Genomic DNA, 24,872 nt, shown 5'->3' on the forward strand with positions numbered 1-24,872 from the left:
TTTTCTGGGTGGCCGAAGAAGGCAAAATCGCTCCGTACCCATTGGTGCTAAACGCAAGTTCGATGATTATTTTACCTGCTCTCACCAAGCAACGGAGGAATTTCGGAGATTCTTTGCTCACAGCACGACGCTATATTTACCGTTCGGGAAAATGTAGCGTGTCGTGAAGTTCCCATCATCGATCCTCCGGTTCCCAACGATAAGGACGGACCACCTCAGTGGGGAGGATCGCTGCTCTTACTGGCCCCAAGGGCCATGTCTAGCGAACAGAGTGCCTACCGGCTTTTTATTGCCCGCAATTGTCTTTGCTATCGCTGACGACGAATTGCACAAGTCAAACTTGTCTTCCCCTGACTTCTCAATTTGTTTGCCGTTGAAGTGTTTACTTGCCTTCACCGGAAAGGCCTCACCGATTGGAGCTGTGCTTTCAGCAAGCACGCGGCCCTTACTGACCCCCCTTCACCAAAATGGTTATTGTTCTGAGCTCTCTTGAAAATAGGGCGATCAGCAACAGAAACGCGCGGGTAGGAACATTTGCAAAGTCATGCGTGCGAAGACGACTATAAGCCGCGACGGGCCGAAAGCTCATCTATTTGTGTTTTGGTATTGGCGCTTCGCCAATACATGCCCGTCTTGCGAAGCTTTGGAACACAGCCACACGGGGGCTAGATGCAGCGCTTACGTAAAATCTGCCTTTGGCTGTAGGCTTCACCAATACCGTTCTAAAACGATGCACGGCTTTGGTTTCTAAAGCGCAAGCGGCCGGCCCTCCTTTGGTTTCCGTATTCCGCATAACTCTCGGTTCGAATGGCGATCGGGACCTTGATCTCAGAAAACGTCTCCTTCCAAGAGAAAGCGTGATCCATGATGGGCCAATTTTCGAGCAAAGTGTGCTAGGCTCGAAGCGGTAAGCGTTTGAGCGTGTTGTCAAAGTGACGCCAGATTTGTGTGCACGCGGGCACATCGCCGCTATGACACCGTCACATCTGGGGCTACAGTTAATGAAGGTTTGCAGCGTGCCAAAAGCGGGATCCCAGGAATGAAAGGTCGGTACATTCATGAAGGAAATGGCGGCCCAGCCGAGCAAACACATCGACGCACCAACCGCTACAGCGGTTGCGGATGCCTTCAAGCTGTTCTCTTTGCTGATGCAAAGCCGTGAAGGGGTCAGCAAAGAGGAGGCCTCCGAACTGTTTGAACACGACGAAGGCAGAACCAAGAGCGCGATTGCAAACCTGATAACCTCTGCTGTGGCCGAGTTGGACCCAACCAATACAAGGCTGCGCTATCGCTATGCCATGCTGCACAATTTCAAGAACGCAATCCGCAATCAGGATTTCCTGCGGCGGTGTTTGCCCGAGATTATGGAACTCCGCAATGAATGTGGCGAGTCGACCTATTGCACCTTTGATCTTGAAGGCGAAGCGGTGGTTCTTGGGGTTGAGTTGAGCAGCCACCTGGAACACGACAGCGTTGCGCCAGGGACCGTGCTCAAATTCGAATCTTCCTCGGCAGGCCGCGCACTGATGGCTTTCATGGATCGAAGCAGATTGGCCCGGCAACTCAAGAAGATACATGCGGCTGAAGACCAGACCTCTGGTTTTGACCAACAAGCCCTGCTTGACGAATTGGCGGACATTCGCAGCAAGGGCTACGCCTTAGAAGCAGGTGAAGTGAACACAGGGAACTGTTCGATCAGCGTGCCGGTCTTTTCACCATCTGGCGGCCAGCTGGCTGCTTTGACTGTGGCCGGACCAAACTATCGGATTCAAGGGGAGCGGATTGCCGAACTGGCGCGCGCTTTGATGGGAGCGGCCCACAAAGTTCAAATCGGCTTGAACACCAGTCTGGTACCCCCGGCCCAGTTGGACCAGCCGATCCTTTATGGCGCCCCCACCTGCCTTTCTAGCCAGTCCCCACAATGGGATGAGAATACGCAGGAGTTCATCTGGTTTGATGCCACAGAAAATGCGGTCTACCGCGCCAGCCCAAAAGAGAACAAACGCACTTGCTTCAGACCGGCCGAAGGAGTGGTCGGGGTGGTGCTGGGACACGATGGGCGGCTCTATTCCATGGGCGGCAATGTTGTCATCGACACCAGCAACGGGAAGCAGGTTCAACTCGACAGTGCCTGCCGTTGTGCCTTCCCAGGGCCAGAAAATGATCTGCTTGGTGTGATCGACCAGTCTGGACTTGATAAGCTGGTCCTCTTTGGCGAGCACGGCCATTACACAGAACTGGTCAGCTTTCAGCATCGGGCCAGCTGCCTTGCCTATTGCCGACATTCCAGATCTGTCTATGTCGGGTTTGAAGCCTCCCGGTCGATCTTCTGCTACAGCCTCAACTCCAAACGTCTTCAACAGTTCAAGACCTTCACCTCCGCTTCTGGGTACCCTCAATCGATGGCGATTGACCGGCAAGGAAATCTGATCGTCGCGATGGCCCGAGGATGGTCGCTGGTAAAGTTGAGTGTAAATGGAGACGAGCTCGCCAGGGCAAACTTGCCTGTCTGCTATCCAACTGGCCTTGTGCTGGGCGGCAGGGACGGCACAGATCTGATGGTGACGTCTGAGGTGCGGGACCTGCCCCAGGCCGTTCTGGACCAGGCCCCTTTGAACGGATGTGCCTTCGTCGTTCCCTTGCCGCAAAATTTCCTCGGCCCAAGAAATCAAATGATTTCATAGATTTGGGGCAACCACCGCAATAATTAGGGTTGTTTCCCGCACCTGCCCCTAGGTGTCAGCAAAGGCTGGTGCGCGTTGAGGCATCTGACATGTGAACCTCGAAACGACCCTCCGTTGCGGAGTCGGCAAAAGCGCTGCGAACAAACGCAATATGGCTTAAGTCCGCGCTGCTTCAAAAGCCGCCCACGCCTGTTCAAAAGCCTCGAAATCGAAACCGTCCTGTTTCGCTGGCTCTAAGATCAGCTGTTCCGTTTCCAGCAATTTACGGATGGCGTTTTCCAGCTGGTCAATCACCTCGGTTGGGATCACCAAAGCACCGTGCCGGTCGGCATGCACCAAGTCGCCATCACGGATGCGCAGGCCAAAAATCTCAACCTCAGTGCCGATCTCACGCACATGGACAAACCCGTGGCTTGGCCCGACAGAGCCCGCGACCACCGGAAATGCGTCAGGCAAATCGCCAAGATCGCGCATGACACCATTGGTCAGGGCGCCGCTGGTGCCCAGACCTTTGTGAACGGTGGTGTTGATTTCCCCCCAAAACGCACCGATGCAGTCTGGGAAGTCCAAATCCTCCACCACGGTGATGGCAGGTCGTGGCCCTTCGGACATATGCTTGTAATAGGCCATGCGCCGGGCTTTGATCACCTCTGCGGGTTCTGTCGGGGGGGCAACGGCAGCGATTTTGGCCGTGCTGGCATAACCAACCATCGCGCCGCCATCGGGGTCCGAACACAGCATCGTGCCGCGGGTAAACCGGTCAAAGCCGCGTTTGCCCTGGGCAACCTCGATGGCATTGCAAACCGTCGGCGTATCCACCCGCCGCAAAAGCTCCAATAGGGTTGGCGTCATCACGTCTCCTCCAGCCAGCGTTCCATCGCGGCATTTGTTAAATTCGGGCGTTCCAGCGGTGGCAAATGCCCCGCGCCCTCAATCATTTCCAAAGTAGCGTTCTGTATCAACGCGGCCATCTCCTGATGGCGCGACACAGGGCAGAGCACATCGCCGCTGCCGCACAGCACCAGCGTCGGCACCCGTGTGTTGCGCAGCACCAGCGTCTGATCCGGGCGCGCCATCAGCGCGGCGGACTGGCGCAGAAACACCTCCGGCCCCAGATCCAGCGCCATATCCATGCAAAGCGCCAGAATGTCGCCGCGCCGGGCCCCGTAGCCCAGATAGCGCGGTTTCATCTCTTCGCGCATCACCTCAGCCAGTCGGCCTGTCTTCACCGCCGCGATCTGCGGCAACCGGTTGGATTTCACCTCGTCAAGCTCTGCCCTGTGGTTGGTGTCCAACAGCGCCAGCCGTTCCACCCGGTGCGGCGCCTGACGCAGCACCTCCATCGCGACAATCCCGCCCATCGACAGCCCCGCCAGCGCAAACCGCTCTGGTGCGTTACGCAGGACGCCCGCGGCCAGATCTTCCACAGTCTCCGCAAAGGAAATATCGGCCAGCACCACGCTGCGCCCCGCTGAAAAGGCCGCCACCTGCGGCGCCCAGAGCCGGGCGTCACACATCATGCCAGGGATCATCACCAAGGGGGTCTTCACAGCAAGGCTGCCCCTTCTGACAGGGCGGCCAATTTGGCATAGGCGATATCGGGATCCACCGCACCAAAGCCCGCAAAAGTGCCAAATCCACAGTCAGATCCGGCGATCACCCGGTCCCGGCCAACGATACCTGTGAACCGATCAATCCGCTGCGCCACCAGTTCGGGATGTTCTACAAAGTTGGTGGTCGTATCCACCACACCCGGCACCAGCACCTTATCCTCGGGGATTTCAGCACGGCGGTCGCGGAACACGGTCCATTCGTGAGCGTGGCGCGGGTTTGAGGTTTCAAACAACACATACCGCGATTTGGTCGCCATCAGTGTGGAAAAGACCTTGTCCATCGGTATGTCACAGCAATGCGGCCCCTCATAGTTGCCCCAGCAGATATGCACCCGCACCTTCTCCGCCGGCACGTTCTGCAGTGCGTGGTTCAGCGCCTCCACATGCATGTTGGCGACTTTGACAAACTCGGCATCGCTCAGATCGTTGAACAGCATATGGCGTGACAGCGCCAGATCCGGACAATCCAGCTGCAGATCCAGCCCCGCGGACACGATGGTTTCATATTCTTCGCGCATCGCATCTGCGAGGGCGGCCAGATAGGCCTCGCGGGTTTTGTAGAAATCGTTTTGCAGGAACAGCGAGATCACACCGGGGCTGGCCGCATTCATGAAACCGCGCTCCGCCCCATGTTCCGCCATCGCCGCCTTGAGGTTGGCGATGTCTTTCTGCAACTCACCCTGCCCTTTTGAGGTCACCTCCCCCACACACATGGGCCGGGCATATTGCGGCGTGCCGCCATCATCGGCAATCCGCTGCAGGAAACCGGGAAACATCTTCAGATCTGCCGGTGCATTGCGCGGGCTGTCCCCGGCAAACCCGGTGTAGCGGTCTTTCACATAGGTGGCATAGGAGATCTTGGAGGTTTCCCCGTCCGAGACGATGTCCACCCCGGCTGTCACCTGTTTGCGCACCGTTTCAGAAACCGCCGCGGTCATCGCCGCATCAAAGGCTGCGGGGTCATAAGCGGTTTCATTTTCACGGGCAAAGATGAAATCCACCACCTCCTGGCTGCGTGGCAATGAACCGACATGTGTGGTTTTGATCTTGGTCATTCTGCGTCCTCCCCTCAGATAGATGTCAGGCCCGACCTGCGCCGGGCCTGCTGTCTTAACGCTTAGGCGCCTGTCCAGGTGGCCCCGGCCGGATCATCGGTGGCGGTGATCCGATAGAGCCCCGCCTCACCGGTCATGGAGGGCGCGGCGCTGTAGCTTTCGCCCGGCATCACTACCGCCGTGTCACCGCTGGACAGCGTCACCTCAACATCCTCGATCACAATGTGCCAATGGCCGCTGGCCGGCATCAGAACCACCGGCCGGTCTGCCTTCGCCATCTCGGTCATGGCAGAACCCCGGCTGAGGAAATCCACGTCAAAGCCCGGTTTGTCCTTGATCAGGGCGTTTTCCCCGATCACCGCCGCCGGAGCCTTGGACGATAGCGCCATCAGATCCCAATACCGGGCAACATAGTGGCCAATCACATCACCGACGGGCACCTCAGGATAGGCTTTCAGCTCTTCCTCGCTTAGCACCGGCATGGGCTGCACGTTATGTGGCAGTTCCTCACCCTTCTTGCTGTCATAAAGCACGCCGTTGTTGCCCAGCATCAGACCATGCGCCTGCGCATCCTCGATCACCTGCGGGGCCCAGGTCACCCCGCCGCCGGCGTCATCTCCGCCCAGGATCGACATGATCATGCCGTAGTCCTGACCCACGTTTTCAAAGCCACGGAAGATGCCGGTGGGGATGTTGAAGATATCGCCTTCCTCGGCAATGAATTCCCCCGCCGTGCCATAGCGCCCCCAGAAGAAGCGCCAGCGCCCCTTGGCGACAAAAAACACCTCAGCTGTGGTGTGGCTGTGCAGTGAGTTGCGGCACTTCGGCGGCTGGCCTGCCGCACCGATGTTGAAGCCGATTTTATCGGTGATATGGACGTGCTGATCCGGGCTTTCGGAGACGCCGCCCCCCACAATAGTGAAGTTTTCCTTCTGGTCACTGCCCGGGGTATGGGCGTCGATGAAGGCGGTTTTGCACGGGCGCAGCTCGCCATAACGAACGATGCGGGATTGAATGCTACTCATGTCTGTTCTCCTGTGAAAGTTGGGCTTGAAAGGATCAAACCCAACTTCCCGGTGGGCGGTTGTTCAGCCGCCGTGCCCGCCGCGACGCAAAGAAGGCATGCGCCCGCTGCCCCGCCTGACTGGCATCCAGATATGAGGTCCCAAGACTCACTCAGAGATCCCCGCTATGCAGCAAGATCTGCTTCCAAATGGCGGTTTCATCAAACAGCGTCCATTCGCGGCGCAGCTTGATCTGCCCGCCAATCAACTCGCCCCATTCGGCGTGGCTGATGCCCAGCACATAGAGTTCCGCCCCCGTCGGCGCACCAAAACAGCCCCAGCCATCGTGCTTGCCGTGCAGGCTCCAACGCAGAGCCGATCGGGGCGGCATGTTGGGATCATCGCGGCCAATCTGATGGTGGATCGTGAACTTGGCCGAGGGCATGGCCGCGCGCAGCGACATCCAGAACCGGTCAACTGGATCCCAGCTGTGGCCGGAGGCGCCGCCGGGGTATTCGGTTTGCACGGCGCGATCATACTCGCGCTCAACCGCTGCCATATCCGCCGCCATCATGGCGCTCAGCAGATCGGCATGGCGCTGCCCCCAAGCATTGTCATTGCCGCGCCCCTTGTAAGGCCCTTCAAGGTCATTGGCGGGTGACAGCGGCTTCACGCAGGCCTCAGGCCCGCCTTCGCGCGCGATCAGATCGCGGGTGAAATCCTTGGGATCCCAGCCCATCTGGCGCACCACCGCGCCGTTGTCACGGATCAGCCATTCATCATCGATGGCGTTATTCTTGGCATGACAATCGGCCAAAATCCGGTAGGCCAATTTCTTGCCCGTCGCCGGCCCAAACATCCCGTCGCCCAGATGGGTCGCGGTGGACATGATCCGGTGGCTCGACAGCATGCCCTCTTCCGGCGTGCCGGACCAGATGACGTCTTCACCCAAAAGGGCGCGGTCAGGAAACTCCGCCAATGTTGCGGCGGTGGCGGCAATCACCCCTTGGTTGCCGGTTGAGACTGACCCGGGCATCCGCACCACAATGTCGGGCGCATAGTATTCATGCAGCGTTGCAAGGCCGCGATCTTCCCAGATCTCCTTGGTGATCCCGACGATATAGTCCGGGAAATCAGTGAATTTGGGATCAAACCCCTTCATCTAGCCATCCTTCTGGTACTCTGGCCGATCCGCGCACAATCAACGGACCATCAATGGTCTCACGGCGCGGGGCGGCAGTATTTGGATTATCGATATGAGCCATCAGGGCTGACACTGTGGCTTCCACCATCCGGTTCACGGGCTGGCGAATTGTGGTCAGGTCGTAGGCGCCCCAGGCGGCCATTGGCACATCATCGTAGCCCACGACGGAAACCTCGCGGCCAACCTCGACGCCTTGTTTGCGTAGGTGGTCGATGACTGCAAAGGCCATGTGGTCGTTGCCCACAAAAATCGCGTCGGGATCCTGCTCCTTCAGCAACCGGTCCGCGCATTCCATCGCCACTTCACGGCTGTACATGCCATCGAGCGTTGCAACCGGCGCTACGCCTGAGGCTGCCAGACCTTCTCCAAATCCCTGTCGACGTTCGCGCCCCGTTGAGCTGCCCTGCCAACCCGAGATATGGGCGATCCGTTGATGCCCTCCGGCCACAAGGAATTCAGCCACCTGCCGTCCGCCCGCGATATTGTCCGAGGTAACCTCGACAAAGGGGCTGTGATCTTGGCCTCGGTTGAACAGAACAACCGGAATGCCTGCCTGCGTCGCCCGTTCGGCCAGATCCGAAGACAGCGAGACCGAGGCCGCAACAATGCCATCCACCTGATAGTCCATCAGATCCTGAATCACCGATTCAACCCCGTCCGAGGAGTTCGGCGCAGTGAAAATCAGGATGTGATAACCCTGTTCCTGCAAAGCGTTCGACAGTTTCTCCAGCACAATCGGATAGAACTGGTTTTCCAAATAGGCCACGACCAGCCCGATGATCCGGCTTTTGCCGGACACCATGGCGCGGGCCAAGTTGTTCGGGCGGTAACCCAGTTCCTCGGCGGCTTTGCGCACCTTAGCAATGGTCGCCTTGGAGGCAGAGGCGCCCGGCGTGAACACCCGGCTGACCGCGGATTGGCTGACACCCGCCCGGCGGGCCACTTCGGTGGAGGTGACTTTACTTGCGCTCATCAGTCTGCCGTCCACCCGCCGTCAATTAACATCGAGGTACCGGTGACCAGAGCGGAGGCGTCAGAGGCCAGGTAAACCACCGCGCCCATGATATCCTCGACCTCGCCAATGCGGCCCAGCTTGATCTTTTCCTCCACCCAGGCCTTGCGGTCTGGTCGCTCAAACGTCTGCGCGGTCAAGGGCGTGCGAATGAAGGTTGGGCAGACCGTGTTTATGCGGATCTGCGACGGGCCCCATTCGATGGCCATGGATTTCACCATACCCTCCAGCCCATGTTTGGAGGCACAATAGACCGCTCGGTCCACCCCGCCGACATGGCCCATCTGGCTGGAGATATGGATGATTGACCCCTTCTTGCCCGCCGCAATCATCGCCTTGGCGGCATAGGCCGACAGGAAATAGGCCGAGCGCAGGTTTAGCCCCATCGCGGCATCGTAATCCTCGGGCGTGGTTTCAATCGCAGGCGTATGCCGCGCCAGCCCGGCGGAGTTCACAACGATGTCCAGATCCAGATCGGCCACCGCCGCCGCAACCGCTGTCAGATCGCTCTGATCCAGTTGCAGCGCCTCAGCGCTGTATCCCGCAGTCTGCATCGCGGTGACAGTTTCTGTCAGTTTGTCACCCCCACGAGCGGCGCAGATCACATGCGCGCCCGCCTCGGCCAGCGCCACGGCGCAGCCCTGCCCGATGCCTGAGGAGGCGCCGGTGACAAGGGCACGTTTGCCGCTGAGTGAAAACGAAGGGGTGCGGGGCAGATCTATCATTGGGTCATTCCATCCGGGATATTCAAGCGCGCCATGCTGCGCGCTTTATTGAATTCACGCAATCGCGCAAAAACGTCCACACCCAATTGCCGGTAGACGTCCAACAGATCAACCAAGACCCAGTTTTCACGGATCTTGCCGCCCTCAACCCGCCAGAAATCCAGCGACCGTAGTGAGATCTTGCGCCCCGCCGGGGCAATACCGAGCCAGCCGTCCTGAGACAGGGCCTGCATCATGTTGGGCCAACCGGTGACCGCCGCGTAATTGCCATCGCCAAAGAAATGATGCGTCACCTCACCCTCATGCTGGCCGCGATCCGGCATGGCGTTCAGAAACGGGATCTGATGCCAATTGCGAAACCCGGCATGCCCGCGTGCGGTGCCGATGCCCGCAGGGCCGTACCAATTCATGCGCCTGTCCCAAAACCGCTCCATTTCCATAACCTTAGGATTTGGATCCGCCGGATGACGCACCAGCGCCTGCAACATATCGACAATCAACTGACAACTGGCCTGCCCCTGCGCCGCATCATAAGGCCCCGGCACCAGCCCGTCCTGCGTGGCGGGCCCCGGCACATGCCAGTCTTTGCCAAGCGCGGGCGCCATCGCCCAGGCGCCGGCCTGCATCATCACCTCAGGGATGTCCCAAAGCGCCTGCACCTCAACGACCTTGCCCGCCTCAAAGCGGAAAAACTCGTGATAGCGCATGGCGGTCAGATGGCCGGTGGGCGGAATATCCAGCCAAGGGGCAGTAAACACACCCATGTAGCTGCCGGCGCAACCAACCCAGTGCTGGCCCTGATCGTCCGTTCCGGCCATGACGATATAGTCACGCCGTTCCAGATCCGGCATCGCCTGCAACAGCGGTGCATAGGCGCATTCAAAAAACGCCTCAGCCCCCACCATTTCGCCCAAAGGATGGCCCAGCCGCACCACGGCATCCGGCGCCAGCAGGTCCTGCAGCGCAGCGGTCACAGCAGGGGCATCAAAATCATAAGCTGCCTGCCGGAAGCTTTGGATCAGCGCCTTGTGATGCGTGTGTTGGTCCATTTTCATCTTGCCAGAACTACTCCGGGGAGCGCGAGGGGCTGGCCCCTCGCCCCTTTGATCACTCCGCCGCCTCACGGTAAGGCGCGCCTTCACCATAGGGCACGTTGATGCCGCCATAGCGCCGGACGCGGATATTGCATTGCTCGGCGTGGCCAACGAAGCCCTCCAGCAGGCACAGACGTGAGCCATATTCGCCGATCAATGTCGCCGCCTCATCCGTGGTGACCTTCTGATAGCTGTGGGTTTTCAGATACTTCCCAACCCAGAGGCCACCTGTGTAGCGGCCCGCCTTTTTCGTTGGCAGCGTATGGTTGGTGCCGATCACCTTGTCCCCGTTGGAGACATTGGTGCGTGGACCGAGGAACAGCGCGCCGTAGCAGGTCATATTGTCCAGGAACCAGTCATCGCGATCAGTCATCACCTGCACATGTTCCGAGGCAATTCCATCCGCCACCTGCAGCATTTCCTCATAGGTGTCGCAGACGATCACCTCACCATATTCCTCCCAACTGACGCGGGCGGTGTCGGCGGTGGGTAGAATGCCGAGAAGACGGTCAACCTCGGCCAGAGTGTCTTCGGCCAGTTTGCGGCTGTTGGTCAGCAGAACACAGGGGCTGTTGTAGCCATGTTCAGCCTGGCCCAAGAGGTCGGTCGCGCAAAGTTCGCCATCGGCGGCGGTCTCATCTGCGATCACCATGGTTTCGGTGGGTCCCGCGAACAGGTCGATGCCCACACGGCCGAAAAGCTGACGTTTGGCTTCGGCAACAAAAGCGTTGCCGGGGCCCACCAACATATGGACCGGATCAATGGTTTCCGTGCCCAGCGCCATGGCGCCGATGGCCTGAATGCCGCCCATCACATAGATCTCATGGGCCCCGCCCAGATGCATGGCTGCGATCACGGCCGCGTTGGGTTTGCCTTGAAACGGCGGGGTGCAAGCGATGATGCGGGGCACCCCTGCGACCGCGGCGGTGGCGACCGACATATGGGCCGAGGCCACCATCGGGAACTTGCCGCCGGGAACGTAGCAGCCCACCGATTGTACCGGGATGTTTTTATGCCCGAGGATCACGCCGGGCATGGTCTCAACCTCGATATCCAGCATCGAGTCGCGCTGCGCCTGTGCGAAGTTGCGCACCTGTTCCTGTGCAAATTTGATATCGGCCAGCTCACGCTCTGACAGCGAAGCGATCAGCGCCGCGATCTCTGCCTCACTCAGCCGGAAGGCCGCCGGAGAATAGTTGTCGAACTTCTCCGACAATTCGCACACCGCCGCGTCACCGCGCGCCTCGATGTCCTTCAACGTTGCTTCAACAACGGCGCGGGTTCTGGCGTCATCCTCAGCACGATCCGCTTCGGGTTTGCCACGTTTCAGGTAGTGAATGCTCATCCGTCTGTCCTTAGTTTCCAGCAGCCGCATTTGCGGGGCGCGGTGGCGTTTTTTCACCGCGATCAAAGGCTTCCCAGCCTTCCCCATTGAAAAGATCGACCCCCAGCTGAGCCGCAACATGAGCGAAATCGACGTTCACCCAATTGTCGACAATCTTGCCGTCGACCACTTTCCAGAAATCCATGTAGCGGATCTCAACCCGCTTGCCGGTGGCCGGGATGCCAAGAAACGCACCCGAGTGAGTGGCTTCCTGCCGACCGAAAGCGGCGGCCCATTCGCCCATGTAGAGGCGTGCCTCATCGATGCAGACCTTATCGGAAAAGGCCGCCTGGAACGGTCGCTGCCAATTGTCCTGAAATTCTTGCAGACCAGTTTTGGTGCCGCAGCCCTGATTGCCCAGCCAGCGGAAGCCATCGGCGAAGAACTCGCCAATATCGTTGATCCGGTGGTCATTGAGCCCATCGACCATGCCTTCGATGACGGCGCGGGTTGCTTCGGTTTTGCTCATATCCGTGTTTTTGGTCAGCACGGCCTGTTCGGGACGGGAGCCCTTCATCATTCTAATCCTTCAAAAGTGCCAAGGGAGGTTCTGCGCAGTTGGGAGCGAGAGGGGCTGCGAGAAAGTCCCTTGGCATACGGTTTAGCGCTGGGTGGCGCCCAACCGCGGTGTATCTGGCCTTGGCGCTCATCCTTTCACCGCGCCTGCTGTCAGACCGCTGACGATCTGGCGCTGGAAGAACATGACCAGCACGAACAAGGGGGCGGTGGCCGAGACCACGGCGGCGACAGCGAACATCACGTTGCCTTCGGTGTAGGTGGTGCCAAGGAAGGCGGCGATGGCAGGAACCATGGTGCGGTTGCTTTCGCTGAGCAGCATCGCGGTCACGGCAAAGTCGTTATAGGCCAGCAGGAAACTGAACAGCCCCGTGGTGATCACGCCCGGCCACATCACCGGCACAATCACATGGCGGAAGGCCTGGAACTGCGTACAGCCGTCCACTTTGGCGCTTTCGTCCAGTTCTTTGGGGATGTTTTGGAAGAACGAATGCAGCATCCACAGGGTGAAGGGCTGGTTGATCGCCACCAACACGATGATAGTGGTGGGCAGGATGCCCCAGACGTTCCATTCAAAGAACGGCAAGAGATAGCCCGCCACCAAGGTGATCGGCGGCATCGCCCGGAAGATCAGGGCGGTGATCAGCAGCCAGAAGGTATAGCGGTAAGAGCTGCGCGACAGGGCGTAACCGCCCAGCGTGCCAATGGTCAGCGAGGTGCAGACCACAAAGAAACACACGATGAAGGTGTTGATCACATTGCGCCAGAACTCTTCCTGAACCCAGGCCCCCAAGTAGCCAGCGCCGGTGACCGAGCGGCCATAGGCCGCCTCTGTGCGCTCGCCGGTCAGGGCGTTGGTCCAGTCGGAGATCGAAAAGAAATCCAACTCCACTTTGAACGATCCCCAGAGCGTCCAGAAAAACGGGAAAGCCGCGAGGATGAACCACACCAGGACAAAGCCACTGGACGCGATGCGGAGCCCGACGGGCATTCTTTGAGCTTTCGATGCCATTATGCTTTGCCCTTGAAATCGCGCCAGGTGCGCACCAGAACCGGTGACAGCAGGATGGCGACGCCAATGATTGTCAGTACAGAGGTTGCCGAGGCTGCCGAGAGCTGTCGCGTCTCGCCGCCGAGGTCGTTGAAGATGATCCAGCTCAGGGATGTGGCATGTGCCGAGGCGTTGAATCCGACCACCGGTTCAAAGACCCGGAAGTTGTCCATGAGCTGAATGAGTGCCACAAATGTGACCAGCGGCATCAGATGGGGGACCACCACATATTTGATCTGTTGCCAACGGCTGGCGCCGTCAATCTGGGCCGCTTCGATCTGATCTTTCGGCAGGGTTTGCAGCCCGGCGTAGAACACCACAAAGGCAAAGGGGGCCGAATTCCAGATCCCGTAGATGATCAGCATCACCCAGGTCAGACCGGTGGAGGCCTTGAGCGAAAAGTTGGGATCACCGGCTAGGGAGACCAGGGCAGAGCCAATAATGCCGCGGCTGTCCACCATCCAGAACAGGATCAGGGACCCGATAAGCGGCGTCACAATCATCGGCAGCAGCGAAAAGAAGATCATGAGGCCCTTAAGGCGCTGGTGCAGAGAGTTCACCGCGAGGGCGATCATCAATCCAAGCACAATCAGCAACGGCGTCACGATGAAGGTATAGGTCAAGGTAAAGGCCAGCGCGCGGTAGAGCGGCAGGTTGAACAGCTTGGACCAGAACGCGCCCCAGTCTTCGCTGACTTGCCAGGCCTCGGCAACTTCGACCACCGCCAGATGCCCCCGGTCCAGATAGATATCCAGCCCAACAAAGCGGCCCAGAGGCTGCGCCTCGCGGATTTCGCGGGTGGCCTCTTGATCGATGGTGGTTTCCTTGGTGCAGCCCACCAGAGGGGTGCAGTTCTCGACGGTTTTCAAAACCGCCTCATGCGGGGCAAAGACCGACTGGGTCACAACCGACACGATGGGCATGGCGATGAACAGCAGCATCGCAAGGCCGGTCGGCAAAAAGAACCAGAAGAAAGTACGGTGTTTCATCTAACGATCCGAGCTGAGAGAGGGGAACCGAAGAGGAAAGATCCCTCTCCGGTCGGGAGGAAGGCTTACTTCAGGAAGCCTTTTTCCTTGGCCGCGGCGATATAGGCCGCTTCGATGTCGGCAAGCGCCTGTTCCGCGCTTTCCTTACCCTGCAGGAAGTCTGAGAGTTCGTTGCCAATCGAGCCGTGCATCAGGCCCATGTAGGGCACCATCGGATAGGGCTGGGTGCCCGACTGCGCCGCTTGGAACACACCAACGGCGGCCTCAGTCGGTTCATACCCATCGATCAGCCAGACCGCCTGCGAAGCAATGTCCTTGTCCTTCATCAGGTCCGGACGAATGCCGTTCATCATGGCAATAAAGGTGGCCTCGGCCTCTTCATCGCTGACGTTTTTGGCAACGGTCCAACCGTCCCACCAAAGGGTCGAGGCCGGAATGTCGCCGCCGCCCACCGTCATCGGTCCAGCAATGGCGTGGCCATTCTTCACCGCTTCGGTGATGCCGTCTGCCGTTGTCTGGCTTGCCGCGCGGCTGCCCCACATGTTCAGCATCGCGATGTTGCCAGCGCGGTATTCCGCATTGGTGGCGTTGCTGTCATGGGTCAGGAAGTCGGGGTTCATATACTCCGTCAGCGCCTTCATCATGGTGAGCGTCTGCACACCGGCTTCGGAGTTGATGTTCGGCTCCGCGCTGCCTTCCTTGAAGAAGGTGCCACCGTAGCCGATGAACATGTTGTTGAACTCTTGCGCCAGGTTCCAACCCGCCGCATAGGCGCCACCAATTGGGTTCTGCATGATGCCCTTGTCGCGGATCATCGCCGCGATGCTGAGCATTTCCTCATAGGTTTTCGGCGGTTCCACCCCGAGGTCTGCCAGAATGTCCTTTCGGTACATCAGGTGCTGCGCGTTGGCCATGAAGGCCACCGCCATAACCTGACCATCCACGGTGATCAGCTGGCTCTTGCTGAGCGCCTGACCGTGTTTGGCCACCAGATCATCCAGCGGACGCACCAGATCGTCATTCATCAGAATGGTCAGGGTCGAGTTGGCCACAATCGCCGAGGTGTATTCCGCCGGATCCCCCTGCATCCCAGCAACGTGGATGTCTTTGTGATCAGCGGTCAGGTTCTTTTTGACCTCAGCACCGCTGCATTCGGCAGCACCCGCCCCTACGGTTTGAATTGCCGGAAACTCGTTCCCGACGATGTTCACCCGCGCGTTGATCTCACAGGCGAAGGCACCGCCTGCGGACAAAGCCAATGCGCTGGCAAGGGCAATTTTCTTGAAAAACATTACAGTTTCCTCCCTGGAATGTAAGTGCATCTTCGAAGGCTGCACTCTTGATGTGCCGCAAGTGCGACTGGTTTAGAGGCCGCTTTTGGCCTCGATACGGGCCCCTGTTTCTGTGTCGAACAGGTGGCAGTGATCTGTGTGGATGTGCAGCGACACCATGTCGTGGATTTCAGCCCGGAAGCTTTTGTCCGCTTTGACCGAGACGAGATGTCCGCCCAGGCGCACCGAAACCATGGTGCTGTCCCCCAGCAGTTCCAGCGTGTAGATCGGCGCGTTGATTTCGCCGGAGCCGCCTTCCACAACGCTGGCATCTTCGGCACGGAAGCCCAGCGTTACCTTGCCGTCGGGGGCACTGAGCCCACGCACTTCGGTAGAATCCGACCGGAACACGCCGCCCTCTACGGTGCCCTCCAAGAGGTTCATCGCCGGGTTGCCGATGAAGCTCGCAACAAAGGTGTTGGCGGGGGTGTCATAGATCTCCACCGGGGTGCCGACCTGCTGTACAACGCCTTTTTTCATAATCACCACCCGATCCGCGAGGGTCATGGCCTCGATCTGGTCATGGGTGACGTAGATGGTGGTGACAGCCAGTTCATGGCTGAGGTTCTTGATCTGCGCGCGGGTCGAAACCCGCAGTTTGGCGTCCAGATTGGACAGCGGTTCGTCCATCAAGAACACATTGGGCTCGCGCACGATGGCGCGCGCCAGCGCAACCCGTTGGCGTTGCCCACCTGACAGTTCGGCAGGCTTGCGATGCAGGAACTCGTCCAGCTCCACCATGGCCGAGGCCCGGCGCACCTTTTCGTCGTGGGTCGCAGGATCGATCCCGCGCACTTTCAAGGGAAAGCGGATGTTCTCATAGACGTTCATGTTCGGGTACAGCGCGTAGGATTGGAATACCATCGCCACATCGCGGTCCTTGGGTTCCAGATCGTTGACCACATTGCCATCAATCAGGATTTCCCCTTCGCTGGCATCTTCCAGCCCGGCGATCATGCGCATCGTGGTGGTCTTACCGCAGCCGGACGGGCCAAGGAGCACCAGGAATTCCTGATCCGCAATGGTCAGATCGAAATTGTCGACCCCAACAAAGCTCCCCCAGCGCTTGCCAACGTTGCGCAATTGAATTTCGGCCATGCTCTCCCCCGTCCGAATGAAACACGCTTTTGCATACGTATGCACAAAGGCTAGACTCAAGCATATGTTTTCGGCAAGACTTTTTTGCAGACGTATGCAGAGGCACCCGACGAATGACCAACTTCAACGAAGAAAAACAAATAATTACCGCGCTTTACCAAGATCTGGAAAAGGCCGCCCCTGATGGGACACAGACCGTTCTGGAGCGTTACTACGCGGCGAATCACATCTGGCGTGGCTACCATCCCTTTGACGAAATTCGAGGGGCGGCCTTGGTGGCAGATCGGTTTTGGGCCCCGCTAAAGACGGCGCTGCCCCATATGCAGAGGCGGCAGGACGTCTTCATGGCGGGCCGAAATGAGATGGACGGCTTTGCCTCGGTCTGGGGGGTGTCGATGGGCCATCTGATGGGGCTGTTTGATGCGCCTTGGCTGGGCATCGCCCCCACCGGCAAGCTGGTCATGCTGCGCTACTGCGAGTTCAACAAGGTTGAGAACGGGCAGATCACGGAAACGGCGATGTATTTTGACCTGCCACATCTGATGATGCAGGCCGGGCTGCAGCCGTTTCCGCCTCAGACCGGCGCCCATATGGTGCAACCGGGCCCCGCCCCGCATGACGGTCTGATGTTCACGCCGCAGCCCGAACCTGAGGGAGAGAAAACGCTGGCCGCGATCAACAACATGATCAGCGATCTGGGGCAATGGGACAGCGGGCTAAGCCTTGAAGATGAACTGCGCCAATCCTGGCACGAAGACATGCTATGGTGGGGGCCTGCAGGCATTGGCGCGACCTACACAATTCCGAGGTACGCCAAGCAGCATTCAGGCCCGTTTCGGGCAGGGTTCACGGACCGTTCCAAAACCTACCACATCTGCCGCCTTGCCGAGGGCCATTACGGCGGGTTCTTTGGTTGGCCAAACTTCACCGCCACCCCAACAGGGGGATTTATGGGCATGCCCGCCACCAGCAAACCCGGGGAATTCCGGGTTATCGATATCTACCGCCGCGACGGGGACAAACTGGCCGAGAACTGGATCTTCATTGATCTGCTGCATTTCTGGAAACAACAGGGCGTCGATATCCTTGCCCGCATGGCCGAGGTGCCTCACACATGAAAATTGATGCGCATCACCACCTGTGGGATCTGCAAGCGGTCCACTACCCCTGGCTCATGGCGGAGGGTGTAGAACGGTTTTTCGGGGATCCGACCCCAATCCAACGCAATTACCTGATCGATGAGTTTCGCCTGGGTGCAAGCCGTCACAGCATCGCCGGGTCCGTGCACATTCAGGTGGGAGCCGACAATGCGATGGCTGAGGCCGCCTGGATCCAACAGGTGGCCGAGGCAACGCCAGACTGGCCCCTGGTGCAGGTTGCTTTTGCCGATCTGACAACCCCAGATTTGGGGCACACACTGGACCAGTTGCAGCGCCTCGATAGCCTGCGCGGTGTGCGCCAGATCGTCGGCCGCGCCCCTGGTGAAGACGCCCAGACAGGCACCAATACTCTGCTGGCCGACCCCAGATTTCGCGAGGGTCTGGCAGAGCTGGCCAGTCGCGGGCTGAGCTTCGATCTGCAGCTGATCCCCGAACTGATGGCGGATACGGCGAAAATTCTGGAAACAGTGCCAGATCTGAAAGTGGCGCTTTGCCATGCTGGATCCCCGCATGATCGCAGTCCCGAAGGGGTGGCGAAGTGGGCCGGTCAGCTGAAAACCCTTTCGAATTTACCCAACGTGAGTTGCAAGCTTTCGGGCCTTGGCATGTTTGATCACAATTGGACAGAAGACAGCTTCCGACCCATTGTTGAGGTCTGCATGGAACAGTTTGGCGCCAATCGCCTGATGTTTGGCTCAAACTTCCCCGTCGACAGCTTGTATTCCGACTATGCCTCTCTTTTCGCCACGCTCGAAAACCTGGTGCCGACTGACTGGCATGACGCGGTTTTTGGAAGGAACGCAGCTGCGTTCTACCGGTTTGCATGATGGGCGGGGCCTTATATCTTCCCCTATCAATGCGATCACGTGCGACAGTTGCAGGCAATTCATCCAAGCAAAAGTGGATAGTTCAAACTGTCCGCCAAGCTGTAGTGCCACCATTCGAAGGGATTGTGCTGAAAACCCGCCTCAGCCATTAACCCCAACAGGATCCAGCGGTTGCGCTGTGCCTTAGCGGGGATGTCGATGCTACCGTGATGGGATTGCGGCAAAGCGGCGTCAAAGGCGGTTCCCATATCGAGTAGGGACCCTTCATTGGTTGTCAAAGTTAGGTCCACAGCAATACCGCGGCTGTGGTCCGATCCGACCGCCGGATCGGCCACAAACTCAGGGTCCGGCCGCACTGCCCAAAGGCGCCTTTGCACCGATTGCGGACGAAACGCATCCAGAACCCGGACCCGAAGATCAAGTGCGGCCGCACGTTCCGCCATGTGATACAGCGCGGCCGCCGCATCGGGATGCAGGCGGGCGACCTGGTCTTCGGCCCGGGTGTAGAGTACCTCTCCGGCAAAATTGTACCGCGTGGCATAGGCCAGCTGCACATCGATTGCCGGATGTGCAATGGGTGTTAGGCGCATGCTGGGGTTTTCTCGGCCTGTGCCGGTTCGAGCTGACAACACCGAACTGCCCCATCACCGGTTTGAATCATATCCTGCCGCTGTTCACACGCCGCGTCCGCCCGGTCGCAGCGGTCTTTGAAAAAACAGCCCCGCGGCAGTTTGCGGTTCGACGGCAGATCCATGTTGGCAAGCGCGTCGCCAAGGCCTGCGCCCCCCCGCATAGTGGGGATCGAGGCCAGCAAGAGCTTGGTATAGGGATGTTGCGGGGCAGCCAGAACCGTGGCCGCAGGGCCCTGTTCGACCACCTGCCCCAGATACATCACCGCCACGGCGTCACATAGGTAGCGCACAACGGAAATGTCATGGGAGATGAAAATGTAGGTAAGTCCCCGTTCAGCCTGCAAGTCCTTCAACAAGTTCAAAATTTGTGCCTGAATCGAGATATCCAGCGCCGAGGTTGGCTCATCCAGAACAATCACATCCGGGTTAGACGACAGCGCCCGCGCAATGGCGATCCGCTGCCGCTGCCCACCGGAGAACTCGTGCGGATAGCGATCCAGAACCTCTGGGCGCAAGCCCACTTTGGTGGCAAGATCTGCGGCCAGTGCGCGCAACTCAAGCGTCGGGCGCTTGTGGCGCGCAAACACCGGTTCGGTGATAACCCGCCAGACCGGCATGCGTGCGTTGAGCGAGCTTTGCGGGTCCTGAAATACGATCTGAACGTCGTGGTCGCTGGCAAAATTACGCTCCACCCTGCCCTCGTTTGGGGCACGAATGCCCATCAGAACCTGCGCCAGTGTAGACTTGCCACAGCCACTTTCGCCCACAATCCCCAGGGTTTTGCCGCGCGGTATTTCCAGATCAATTCCGTTCAGCGCATGGACGTAGCCGCGGGGCCGTCCGCGCCAATCCTGCCCAAATGGAAACCGCATGTGGATGCCTTGCAGCGCCATTATGGGGGGTGTGTTTGTCGGATGTGTCATTGCGGGGTTTCCTCGCGCAGCCAGCAGGCTGCTTGGTGGTCGGGACCGACCGGTGTCAGGTGGGGGCGAATGACACAATCTGCGTGGGCGTGGCGGCACCGGGGCTGAAAGGCACAGCCGCGCGGTGGTTTCACCAGATTGGGAACCGTGCCGGGGATCGAGGTCAGCGGGGCGCCAGGATCCGCGTCTTCTGGCAGAGCCTCGATCAAGGCTGCGGTATAGGGGTGCTGCGGATTACCAAGCACCTCTTGCGCGGGGCCGGTTTCCACAACACGCCCTGCATACATCACATAGATCCGATCACAGAACTGGCTGATAACCGCCAGATCGTGCGAGATGAACAGCACCGACGCTCCGGTTTGGTGGGCTTTGGCGTGCAGCAACTGCAACACTTGCCGTTGCACTGTGACGTCCAGTGCCGTTGTCGGCTCATCCGCGACCAGCAGCTTTGGCGCACAGGCAAAAGCCATCCCAATGAGGATCCGTTGCCGCATACCGCCTGACAATTCGAAGGGATAGCGGGTCAGGATTTCCTCTGCATCATTGATGCGCATGTCCTGCAGCAGCTCAATGGCACGCGCTTTGGCCGCCCTGCCGCGCAAATCCGAATGCAATTCAATCACCCGCAGCATCTGTTTGCCGATGCTCTTGGTCGGGTTCAGCGCGGTTTGTGGTTCCTGACAGATCATCGCCACATCGCCGCCGCGCAGATGGTTCATATCGCGCTCTGACATCTTGGCGACATCACGGCCCAGCAGACTGATTTTTCCAGCGTCTTGCCGGTAAGACCCTTTCGGCAGCAGGCGCAGCGCGGTCATTGCGGTGACCGACTTGGCCGAGCCACTTTCACCAACAAGTCCAACAATTTCACTTGGCTGGACCTCAAGATCCACACCATTCACGGCATGAACGTTGCCCCTAAAACCAGGAAATAGCACTTCCAGCGCGTCGATTTTCAAAACGGGATCTGCCATATCAACGGGCTTTCTGTTTGGGATCAAGGATGTCGCGGATGCCGTCCCCAAGGAGGTTGAAGGCCGTGGCGGTGATCAGGATGGCAAAGCCGGGAAAGGCCGAGTACCACCATTGATCCAGAATATAGTTCCGTCCCGTGGCCACCATCGCCCCCCATTCCGCGGTGGGTTGCTGTGCGCCAAGCCCGATGAAGCTGAGAGCCGAAGCCAACAGAATTGTGCTGCCCAAATCCAGCGTCGCCTGCACCATCACCGGTGACAGGATATTGGGCAGAATGTGCCACCGTAGAATATGCAGTCTGGACGCCTTAAAAGTCTCGGCCGCGGTGACAAAAGACATCTCGCGGATCAGCAGGGTTTGGCCGCGTGCGAGGCGCACATAAACCGGGACCCGCACCAAAGCGATGGCAATAGCCGCGTTGATCAGGCTTGGCCCAAGGGCGGCTGCCAGCGCCATGATCAGCACCAAAGAGGGCACTGAGAGGACCACATCCATCAACCGCATGATGACGGTGTCGACACGCCCACCGATCAGCCCCGCAAAGGCACCGATCAAGGTTCCTGACAGTCCCGCAACGATCACCACAAAGAACCCGACCGCCACGGATTGTCGCCCGCCGTAAAGGATCCGGGAATAGATATCGCGGCCCACTTCGTCCGTGCCAAAGAAATGCGTCAGGCTTGGCGCGGTGAGACGGGCGCGCAGATCGATCGCATTTGGGTCATGGGTTGCAAAGACGGGTGCGAAGATCACCAGCAGCAACACTGTCAACACAATCGCGCCGCCCCCCAGCGTCAGCGGGCTCTGCTTGAGTTGATACCAAAGATAGCCCCAGTTCACGCGACCAAGCGCACGTTTCAACGGGTTCGGGGAAACGGATACGTCGCTCATCACGAGACCTCCCGGATGCGCGGATCAACCGCCATATAGATCAGATCAACGGCAAGGTTGATCAGCACATAGGCCAGTGACACCACAACGGTGAAGCCCATAACCGCCGGGAAATCCAGCGCCTGGATCGAGTTCACCACATAGGCGCCCATGCCCGGCCAGGCGAAGACGGTTTCCGTCAACACGGCCCCATACAGGAGGTCCCCCAGCGCAAGACCCAGCACCGTGATCGAGGGGATCATGGCGTTGGGCAGCGCTTCGGTAAAGACGATTTTGAAACGGCTGAGGCCATTGGCCTTGGCAGTCCGAATATAGTCTTGCTGCAGTTCTTCCAGCATTGCGGCACGCACCTGGCGGGCAACCACACCAAGATGCACAAAACCCAAGGTGAAGGCAGGTAAGAGAATGTGTTTCAGCGCAGAACCAAAGGCGGCAAGATCACCTGCCAAAAGGCTATCAAACATCAGAAACCCAGTGACGCGGTTTGGCATCTCCAGCGACGGGTCAATCCGTCCGCCACTCGGCAGCCAACCAAGGTTGCCGTAAAACAGCAGGATCACCAGCAGACCCAGCCAGAAGGCCGGGGTGGAGATCCCGGTGACGGCGATCACCCGGACCAAATGATCCACAGGTTTATCTTTCCAAACAGCGGAGGCCACGCCCAGCGGAATCCCGAGCGCCGTCGCGAACAAAAGGGCGGTCAGCGCCAGCTCCAAGGTGGCGGGGAAGAAGATCCGCAGATCCTCCAAGACCGGACGGCGGGTCCGGATCGAGGTGCCAAAGTCCCCCTGCACCACCCCTTCGAGGTAGCGGAAATACTGCACCGGCAACGGCTTATCGAGGCCCAGATCCTCGCGAATGTTCTGCACGATTTCCGGCGTCGCACGATCGCCCGCGATCATCCGGGCGGGGTCACCGGGAATGAGGTTTGAGATGGTGAAGGTAATGACCGTCACGCCGAAGAGCACCAGTACCAGGAACATCAATCGGCGGCGGATGACATTTAGGAAAGACATCAGCGCGTTTCTTAATTGGTATCAGACCAAAGGCGGCGATACCGCCTTTGGCCGATTGTTTTCAGGAATTACTTGGACAGCGACATGCTGCCAAAGTTGAAGATGTCTTCGAGCATCGGGTTAAATACAAAACCCGCCACATCTTCACGCACAGCGATGCGGTAGTCTTTCTGGAACAGGTAGACATAGGCTGCTTCGTCGGTCACGATTTCCTGCAGCTCGCCATAAAGCGCGGTGCGTTCTGCCGGGTCCGAGCTGACCACAGCCTTTTGCAGCAGACCGTCCACCTTGTCGTTGGTGTACCAGCTGCGGTTGCCCGCCAGGCCGTGGCGTTTGCTGTCAAACCAGTAGTTGGTGAACATGTAGGGGTCGGCGAAGTCCGGGCTCCAATTGCCGGTTGCAATGCCAAATTCACCGGTATCGAAACGCTCGCGCATGGTGGCGTTGGCCAGTTTCTCCAGTTTCACGTTCAGACCCAGCTGGCTGAGATAAGCCTGGGTTGCGATGGCAATCGGTTCCCACAGAGGGTCGCGGTCGGAATAGAGGAAGGTGATTTCCTCTGAGGTGCCGCCCGCCATCGAAAGCGCTTTTTTGGCGGCGTCCAGATCATAGGAATGCTGGATTGCCGCCTTGTTCTGACCCCACATGCCTTCGGGGATCGGGCCGCGCATCTGCACGCCGTTGCCGTCCAGAATGCCGTCGATGATACCCTGATAGTCCACCGCGTTTGAAATCGCGCGACGCACGTCCACGTTGTCCAGCGGCGCAATTTTATTGTTCAAATACAGATAGGTTACCTTGAGGCTTGGGTAGTTCTGAACCTCAATTCCGGCAGCCCCATCCAGAGCATCCAACTGATCGACCGGCAGGCTTTCGGCGATATGGACGTCCCCCGCTTCCAGTTTCAGGCGACGCGCGGCAGCTTCGGCGATGATGTCGACCCGGACCTTTTCGATCGATGGCGCTGCGCCGCCGTAATGCGGGTTCGGTTCAAGCACCAGGGACTGGCCGCGCTCCCAGCCGGTCAGCATGTAAGCGCCCGACCCGGCAGAGTTGCCCGACAGCCATTCGGTGCCATGATCGCCGCCTTTGCCCTCAACGGCAGGGTTCACGATGCCCGCGCCGTTGTTGGCCAGCGTGTAAAGGAACGGCGCAAAGGGCTGCTCCAGCGTGAAGGTCACCTGCATCTCACCGCTGGCTTCGACTTTCATACCGCCCGGAAAGGCCTCGGACGGGCCGCGCCCCAGATCCATCAGTCGGTTGAAGGAATACTCAACCGCTGCCGCGTCCACCGCCGCGCCATCGCTGAAGGCGTTGCCGGAAGCCAGGTCAAAGGTCCAAACGGTTCCATCGGCGGAGGCGGTCCAGCTGCTGGCCAATTCCCCCACAACCGAGGTCAGCCCCTTGCCGTCCTCGGACACGTCGTAGCGCACCAGCCGCAGGTAGAGCGGGTATGTTACGGTCCAATCATTGTTGTCCATGGTCTGTGCCGGATCCAAGGTTTGCGGGTCCGCTGCTTTGGCAACAACCAGCAGGTCCGAGTCGCTGTCCGCCAGCGCAACTGGGGCATGGATTGCCATACCGACCGTCACGGTCGCTGCGCCAACAACCTGAAACCATTGTGAAATTTTCATACTTTCTGTCCTCCCCAGAACAATATCTGCGCGCCCTCAGGGCAAATTCAGTTT

The 24,872-nt window shown here is 59.0% G+C and carries 23 protein-coding genes; 3 read left to right on the top strand and 20 right to left on the bottom strand.

Translation table 11 applies throughout. From position 1 onward, the window contains the following. The first annotated feature begins 1,058 nt into the window (after nucleotides 1–1,058). A complete protein-coding gene (locus SIC14_RS19615) occupies nucleotides 1,059–2,684 on the top strand; it encodes an IclR family transcriptional regulator C-terminal domain-containing protein (protein ID WP_412563589.1) in 1,626 nt (541 codons plus the stop codon). Between the two features lie 156 nt (nucleotides 2,685–2,840). Here SIC14_RS19615 and SIC14_RS19620 read toward each other — a convergent pair whose 3' ends face one another. From SIC14_RS19620 to SIC14_RS19685, 14 genes are all read right to left on the bottom strand, one after another. Next, nucleotides 2,841–3,536: an RraA family protein gene (locus tag SIC14_RS19620; protein ID WP_412563590.1), complete on the bottom strand. Its 696-nt coding sequence runs from the start codon at nucleotides 3,534–3,536 to the stop codon at nucleotides 2,841–2,843. After that, nucleotides 3,536–4,216 carry an alpha/beta fold hydrolase gene (locus SIC14_RS19625; protein ID WP_412565903.1) on the bottom strand — a complete coding sequence of 227 codons (681 nt, stop codon included), beginning with the start codon at nucleotides 4,214–4,216 and terminating at the stop codon, nucleotides 3,536–3,538. Before SIC14_RS19625 ends, SIC14_RS19620 begins: the two co-directional genes overlap by 1 nt. A gap of 14 nt (nucleotides 4,217–4,230) precedes the next feature. Next, nucleotides 4,231–5,352 (bottom strand): cobalamin-independent methionine synthase II family protein, encoded by a 1,122-nt coding sequence (locus SIC14_RS19630; RefSeq protein WP_412563591.1) that lies wholly within the window; start codon nucleotides 5,350–5,352, stop codon nucleotides 4,231–4,233. 62 nt (nucleotides 5,353–5,414) lie between these two features. Then, nucleotides 5,415–6,377, bottom strand: coding sequence for a cupin (locus tag SIC14_RS19635; RefSeq protein ID WP_412563592.1), 963 nt, complete (start codon nucleotides 6,375–6,377; stop codon nucleotides 5,415–5,417). Between the two features lie 151 nt (nucleotides 6,378–6,528). Continuing rightward, on the bottom strand, nucleotides 6,529–7,518 hold the full coding sequence (locus tag SIC14_RS19640) for an ester cyclase (protein ID WP_412563593.1): 990 nt from the start codon (nucleotides 7,516–7,518) through the stop codon (nucleotides 6,529–6,531). Then, entirely contained in the window at nucleotides 7,505–8,533 is a 1,029-nt protein-coding gene (locus tag SIC14_RS19645; protein ID WP_412563594.1) for a LacI family DNA-binding transcriptional regulator, read from the bottom strand. The genes SIC14_RS19640 and SIC14_RS19645 overlap by 14 nt, the downstream gene beginning before the upstream one ends. After that, nucleotides 8,533–9,297 (bottom strand): SDR family NAD(P)-dependent oxidoreductase, encoded by a 765-nt coding sequence (locus tag SIC14_RS19650; protein WP_412563595.1) that lies wholly within the window; start codon nucleotides 9,295–9,297, stop codon nucleotides 8,533–8,535. The genes SIC14_RS19645 and SIC14_RS19650 overlap by 1 nt, the downstream gene beginning before the upstream one ends. Continuing rightward, nucleotides 9,294–10,346: an ester cyclase gene (locus tag SIC14_RS19655; RefSeq protein ID WP_412563596.1), complete on the bottom strand. Its 1,053-nt coding sequence runs from the start codon at nucleotides 10,344–10,346 to the stop codon at nucleotides 9,294–9,296. Before SIC14_RS19655 ends, SIC14_RS19650 begins: the two co-directional genes overlap by 4 nt. Before the next feature lie 58 nt (nucleotides 10,347–10,404). Then, nucleotides 10,405–11,736 carry a histidinol dehydrogenase gene (gene hisD, locus SIC14_RS19660; RefSeq protein ID WP_412563597.1) on the bottom strand — a complete coding sequence of 444 codons (1,332 nt, stop codon included), beginning with the start codon at nucleotides 11,734–11,736 and terminating at the stop codon, nucleotides 10,405–10,407. Nucleotides 11,737–11,746: 10 nt separating this feature from the next. Continuing rightward, nucleotides 11,747–12,292, bottom strand: coding sequence for an ester cyclase (locus SIC14_RS19665; RefSeq protein WP_412565904.1), 546 nt, complete (start codon nucleotides 12,290–12,292; stop codon nucleotides 11,747–11,749). 129 nt (nucleotides 12,293–12,421) lie between these two features. Further along, nucleotides 12,422–13,303 (bottom strand): carbohydrate ABC transporter permease, encoded by an 882-nt coding sequence (locus SIC14_RS19670; RefSeq protein WP_412563598.1) that lies wholly within the window; start codon nucleotides 13,301–13,303, stop codon nucleotides 12,422–12,424. Beyond that, entirely contained in the window at nucleotides 13,303–14,331 is a 1,029-nt protein-coding gene (locus SIC14_RS19675) for a carbohydrate ABC transporter permease (RefSeq protein WP_412563599.1), read from the bottom strand. The genes SIC14_RS19670 and SIC14_RS19675 overlap by 1 nt, the downstream gene beginning before the upstream one ends. Nucleotides 14,332–14,396: 65 nt before the next feature. Beyond that, nucleotides 14,397–15,623, bottom strand: coding sequence for an ABC transporter substrate-binding protein (locus tag SIC14_RS19680; RefSeq protein ID WP_412563600.1), 1,227 nt, complete (start codon nucleotides 15,621–15,623; stop codon nucleotides 14,397–14,399). A 72-nt stretch (nucleotides 15,624–15,695) separates the two neighbouring features. After that, the gene (locus SIC14_RS19685) at nucleotides 15,696–16,760 is read right to left on the bottom strand and encodes an ABC transporter ATP-binding protein (protein ID WP_412563601.1); all 1,065 of its coding nucleotides are present in this window, start codon (nucleotides 16,758–16,760) and stop codon (nucleotides 15,696–15,698) included. Nucleotides 16,761–16,873: 113 nt separating this feature from the next. Here SIC14_RS19685 and SIC14_RS19690 point away from each other — a divergent pair, with 113 nt between their 5' ends. Continuing rightward, on the top strand, nucleotides 16,874–17,878 hold the full coding sequence (locus tag SIC14_RS19690; protein WP_412563602.1) for an ester cyclase: 1,005 nt from the start codon (nucleotides 16,874–16,876) through the stop codon (nucleotides 17,876–17,878). Continuing rightward, nucleotides 17,875–18,747, top strand: coding sequence for an amidohydrolase family protein (locus tag SIC14_RS19695; protein WP_412563603.1), 873 nt, complete (start codon nucleotides 17,875–17,877; stop codon nucleotides 18,745–18,747). Before SIC14_RS19690 ends, SIC14_RS19695 begins: the two co-directional genes overlap by 4 nt. Before the next feature lie 59 nt (nucleotides 18,748–18,806). On the opposite strand, the gene ddpX is transcribed toward SIC14_RS19695, so the two are convergent. From ddpX to SIC14_RS19725, 6 genes are all read right to left on the bottom strand, one after another. Then, nucleotides 18,807–19,337 (bottom strand): D-alanyl-D-alanine dipeptidase, encoded by a 531-nt coding sequence (ddpX, locus tag SIC14_RS19700; protein WP_412563604.1) that lies wholly within the window; start codon nucleotides 19,335–19,337, stop codon nucleotides 18,807–18,809. Further along, on the bottom strand, nucleotides 19,328–20,302 hold the full coding sequence (locus SIC14_RS19705; RefSeq protein ID WP_412563605.1) for an oligopeptide/dipeptide ABC transporter ATP-binding protein: 975 nt from the start codon (nucleotides 20,300–20,302) through the stop codon (nucleotides 19,328–19,330). Before SIC14_RS19705 ends, ddpX begins: the two co-directional genes overlap by 10 nt. Beyond that, nucleotides 20,299–21,276 (bottom strand): ABC transporter ATP-binding protein, encoded by a 978-nt coding sequence (locus tag SIC14_RS19710; RefSeq protein ID WP_412563606.1) that lies wholly within the window; start codon nucleotides 21,274–21,276, stop codon nucleotides 20,299–20,301. The genes SIC14_RS19705 and SIC14_RS19710 overlap by 4 nt, the downstream gene beginning before the upstream one ends. Nucleotide 21,277: 1 nt before the next feature. Then, nucleotides 21,278–22,168, bottom strand: a complete 891-nt coding sequence (ddpC, locus tag SIC14_RS19715; protein WP_412563607.1) for a D,D-dipeptide ABC transporter permease — start codon at nucleotides 22,166–22,168, stop codon at nucleotides 21,278–21,280. Next, nucleotides 22,168–23,184, bottom strand: a complete 1,017-nt coding sequence (locus SIC14_RS19720; RefSeq protein ID WP_412563608.1) for an ABC transporter permease — start codon at nucleotides 23,182–23,184, stop codon at nucleotides 22,168–22,170. Before SIC14_RS19720 ends, ddpC begins: the two co-directional genes overlap by 1 nt. 68 nt (nucleotides 23,185–23,252) lie before the next feature. After that, a complete protein-coding gene (locus SIC14_RS19725; protein ID WP_412563609.1) occupies nucleotides 23,253–24,818 on the bottom strand; it encodes an ABC transporter substrate-binding protein in 1,566 nt (521 codons plus the stop codon). Nucleotides 24,819–24,872: the final 54 nt, after the last annotated feature.

Source organism: Thalassobius sp. MITS945101 (assembly GCF_047123305.1).
Classification (GTDB): domain Bacteria; phylum Pseudomonadota; class Alphaproteobacteria; order Rhodobacterales; family Rhodobacteraceae; genus Thalassobius.

Bases quoted from the DNA above. Each gene is read 5' to 3' on its own strand.
- SIC14_RS19615 (WP_412563589.1), top strand. From the start codon at position 1,059: ATGAAGGAAATGGCGGCCCAGCCGAGCAAACACATCGACGCACCAACC.
- SIC14_RS19620 (WP_412563590.1), bottom strand. From the start codon at position 3,536: ATGACGCCAACCCTATTGGAGCTTTTGCGGCGGGTGGATACGCCGACG.
- SIC14_RS19625 (WP_412565903.1), bottom strand. From the start codon at position 4,216: ATGATCCCTGGCATGATGTGTGACGCCCGGCTCTGGGCGCCGCAGGTG.
- SIC14_RS19630 (WP_412563591.1), bottom strand. From the start codon at position 5,352: ATGACCAAGATCAAAACCACACATGTCGGTTCATTGCCACGCAGCCAG.
- SIC14_RS19635 (WP_412563592.1), bottom strand. From the start codon at position 6,377: ATGAGTAGCATTCAATCCCGCATCGTTCGTTATGGCGAGCTGCGCCCG.
- SIC14_RS19640 (WP_412563593.1), bottom strand. From the start codon at position 7,518: ATGAAGGGGTTTGATCCCAAATTCACTGATTTCCCGGACTATATCGTC.
- SIC14_RS19645 (WP_412563594.1), bottom strand. From the start codon at position 8,533: ATGAGCGCAAGTAAAGTCACCTCCACCGAAGTGGCCCGCCGGGCGGGT.
- SIC14_RS19650 (WP_412563595.1), bottom strand. From the start codon at position 9,297: ATGATAGATCTGCCCCGCACCCCTTCGTTTTCACTCAGCGGCAAACGT.
- SIC14_RS19655 (WP_412563596.1), bottom strand. From the start codon at position 10,346: ATGGACCAACACACGCATCACAAGGCGCTGATCCAAAGCTTCCGGCAG.
- hisD (WP_412563597.1), bottom strand. From the start codon at position 11,736: ATGAGCATTCACTACCTGAAACGTGGCAAACCCGAAGCGGATCGTGCT.
- SIC14_RS19665 (WP_412565904.1), bottom strand. From the start codon at position 12,292: ATGAAGGGCTCCCGTCCCGAACAGGCCGTGCTGACCAAAAACACGGAT.
- SIC14_RS19670 (WP_412563598.1), bottom strand. From the start codon at position 13,303: ATGGCATCGAAAGCTCAAAGAATGCCCGTCGGGCTCCGCATCGCGTCC.
- SIC14_RS19675 (WP_412563599.1), bottom strand. From the start codon at position 14,331: ATGAAACACCGTACTTTCTTCTGGTTCTTTTTGCCGACCGGCCTTGCG.
- SIC14_RS19680 (WP_412563600.1), bottom strand. From the start codon at position 15,623: ATGTTTTTCAAGAAAATTGCCCTTGCCAGCGCATTGGCTTTGTCCGCA.
- SIC14_RS19685 (WP_412563601.1), bottom strand. From the start codon at position 16,760: ATGGCCGAAATTCAATTGCGCAACGTTGGCAAGCGCTGGGGGAGCTTT.
- SIC14_RS19690 (WP_412563602.1), top strand. From the start codon at position 16,874: ATGACCAACTTCAACGAAGAAAAACAAATAATTACCGCGCTTTACCAA.
- SIC14_RS19695 (WP_412563603.1), top strand. From the start codon at position 17,875: ATGAAAATTGATGCGCATCACCACCTGTGGGATCTGCAAGCGGTCCAC.
- ddpX (WP_412563604.1), bottom strand. From the start codon at position 19,337: ATGCGCCTAACACCCATTGCACATCCGGCAATCGATGTGCAGCTGGCC.
- SIC14_RS19705 (WP_412563605.1), bottom strand. From the start codon at position 20,302: ATGACACATCCGACAAACACACCCCCCATAATGGCGCTGCAAGGCATC.
- SIC14_RS19710 (WP_412563606.1), bottom strand. From the start codon at position 21,276: ATGGCAGATCCCGTTTTGAAAATCGACGCGCTGGAAGTGCTATTTCCT.
- ddpC (WP_412563607.1), bottom strand. From the start codon at position 22,168: ATGAGCGACGTATCCGTTTCCCCGAACCCGTTGAAACGTGCGCTTGGT.
- SIC14_RS19720 (WP_412563608.1), bottom strand. From the start codon at position 23,184: ATGTCTTTCCTAAATGTCATCCGCCGCCGATTGATGTTCCTGGTACTG.
- SIC14_RS19725 (WP_412563609.1), bottom strand. From the start codon at position 24,818: ATGAAAATTTCACAATGGTTTCAGGTTGTTGGCGCAGCGACCGTGACG.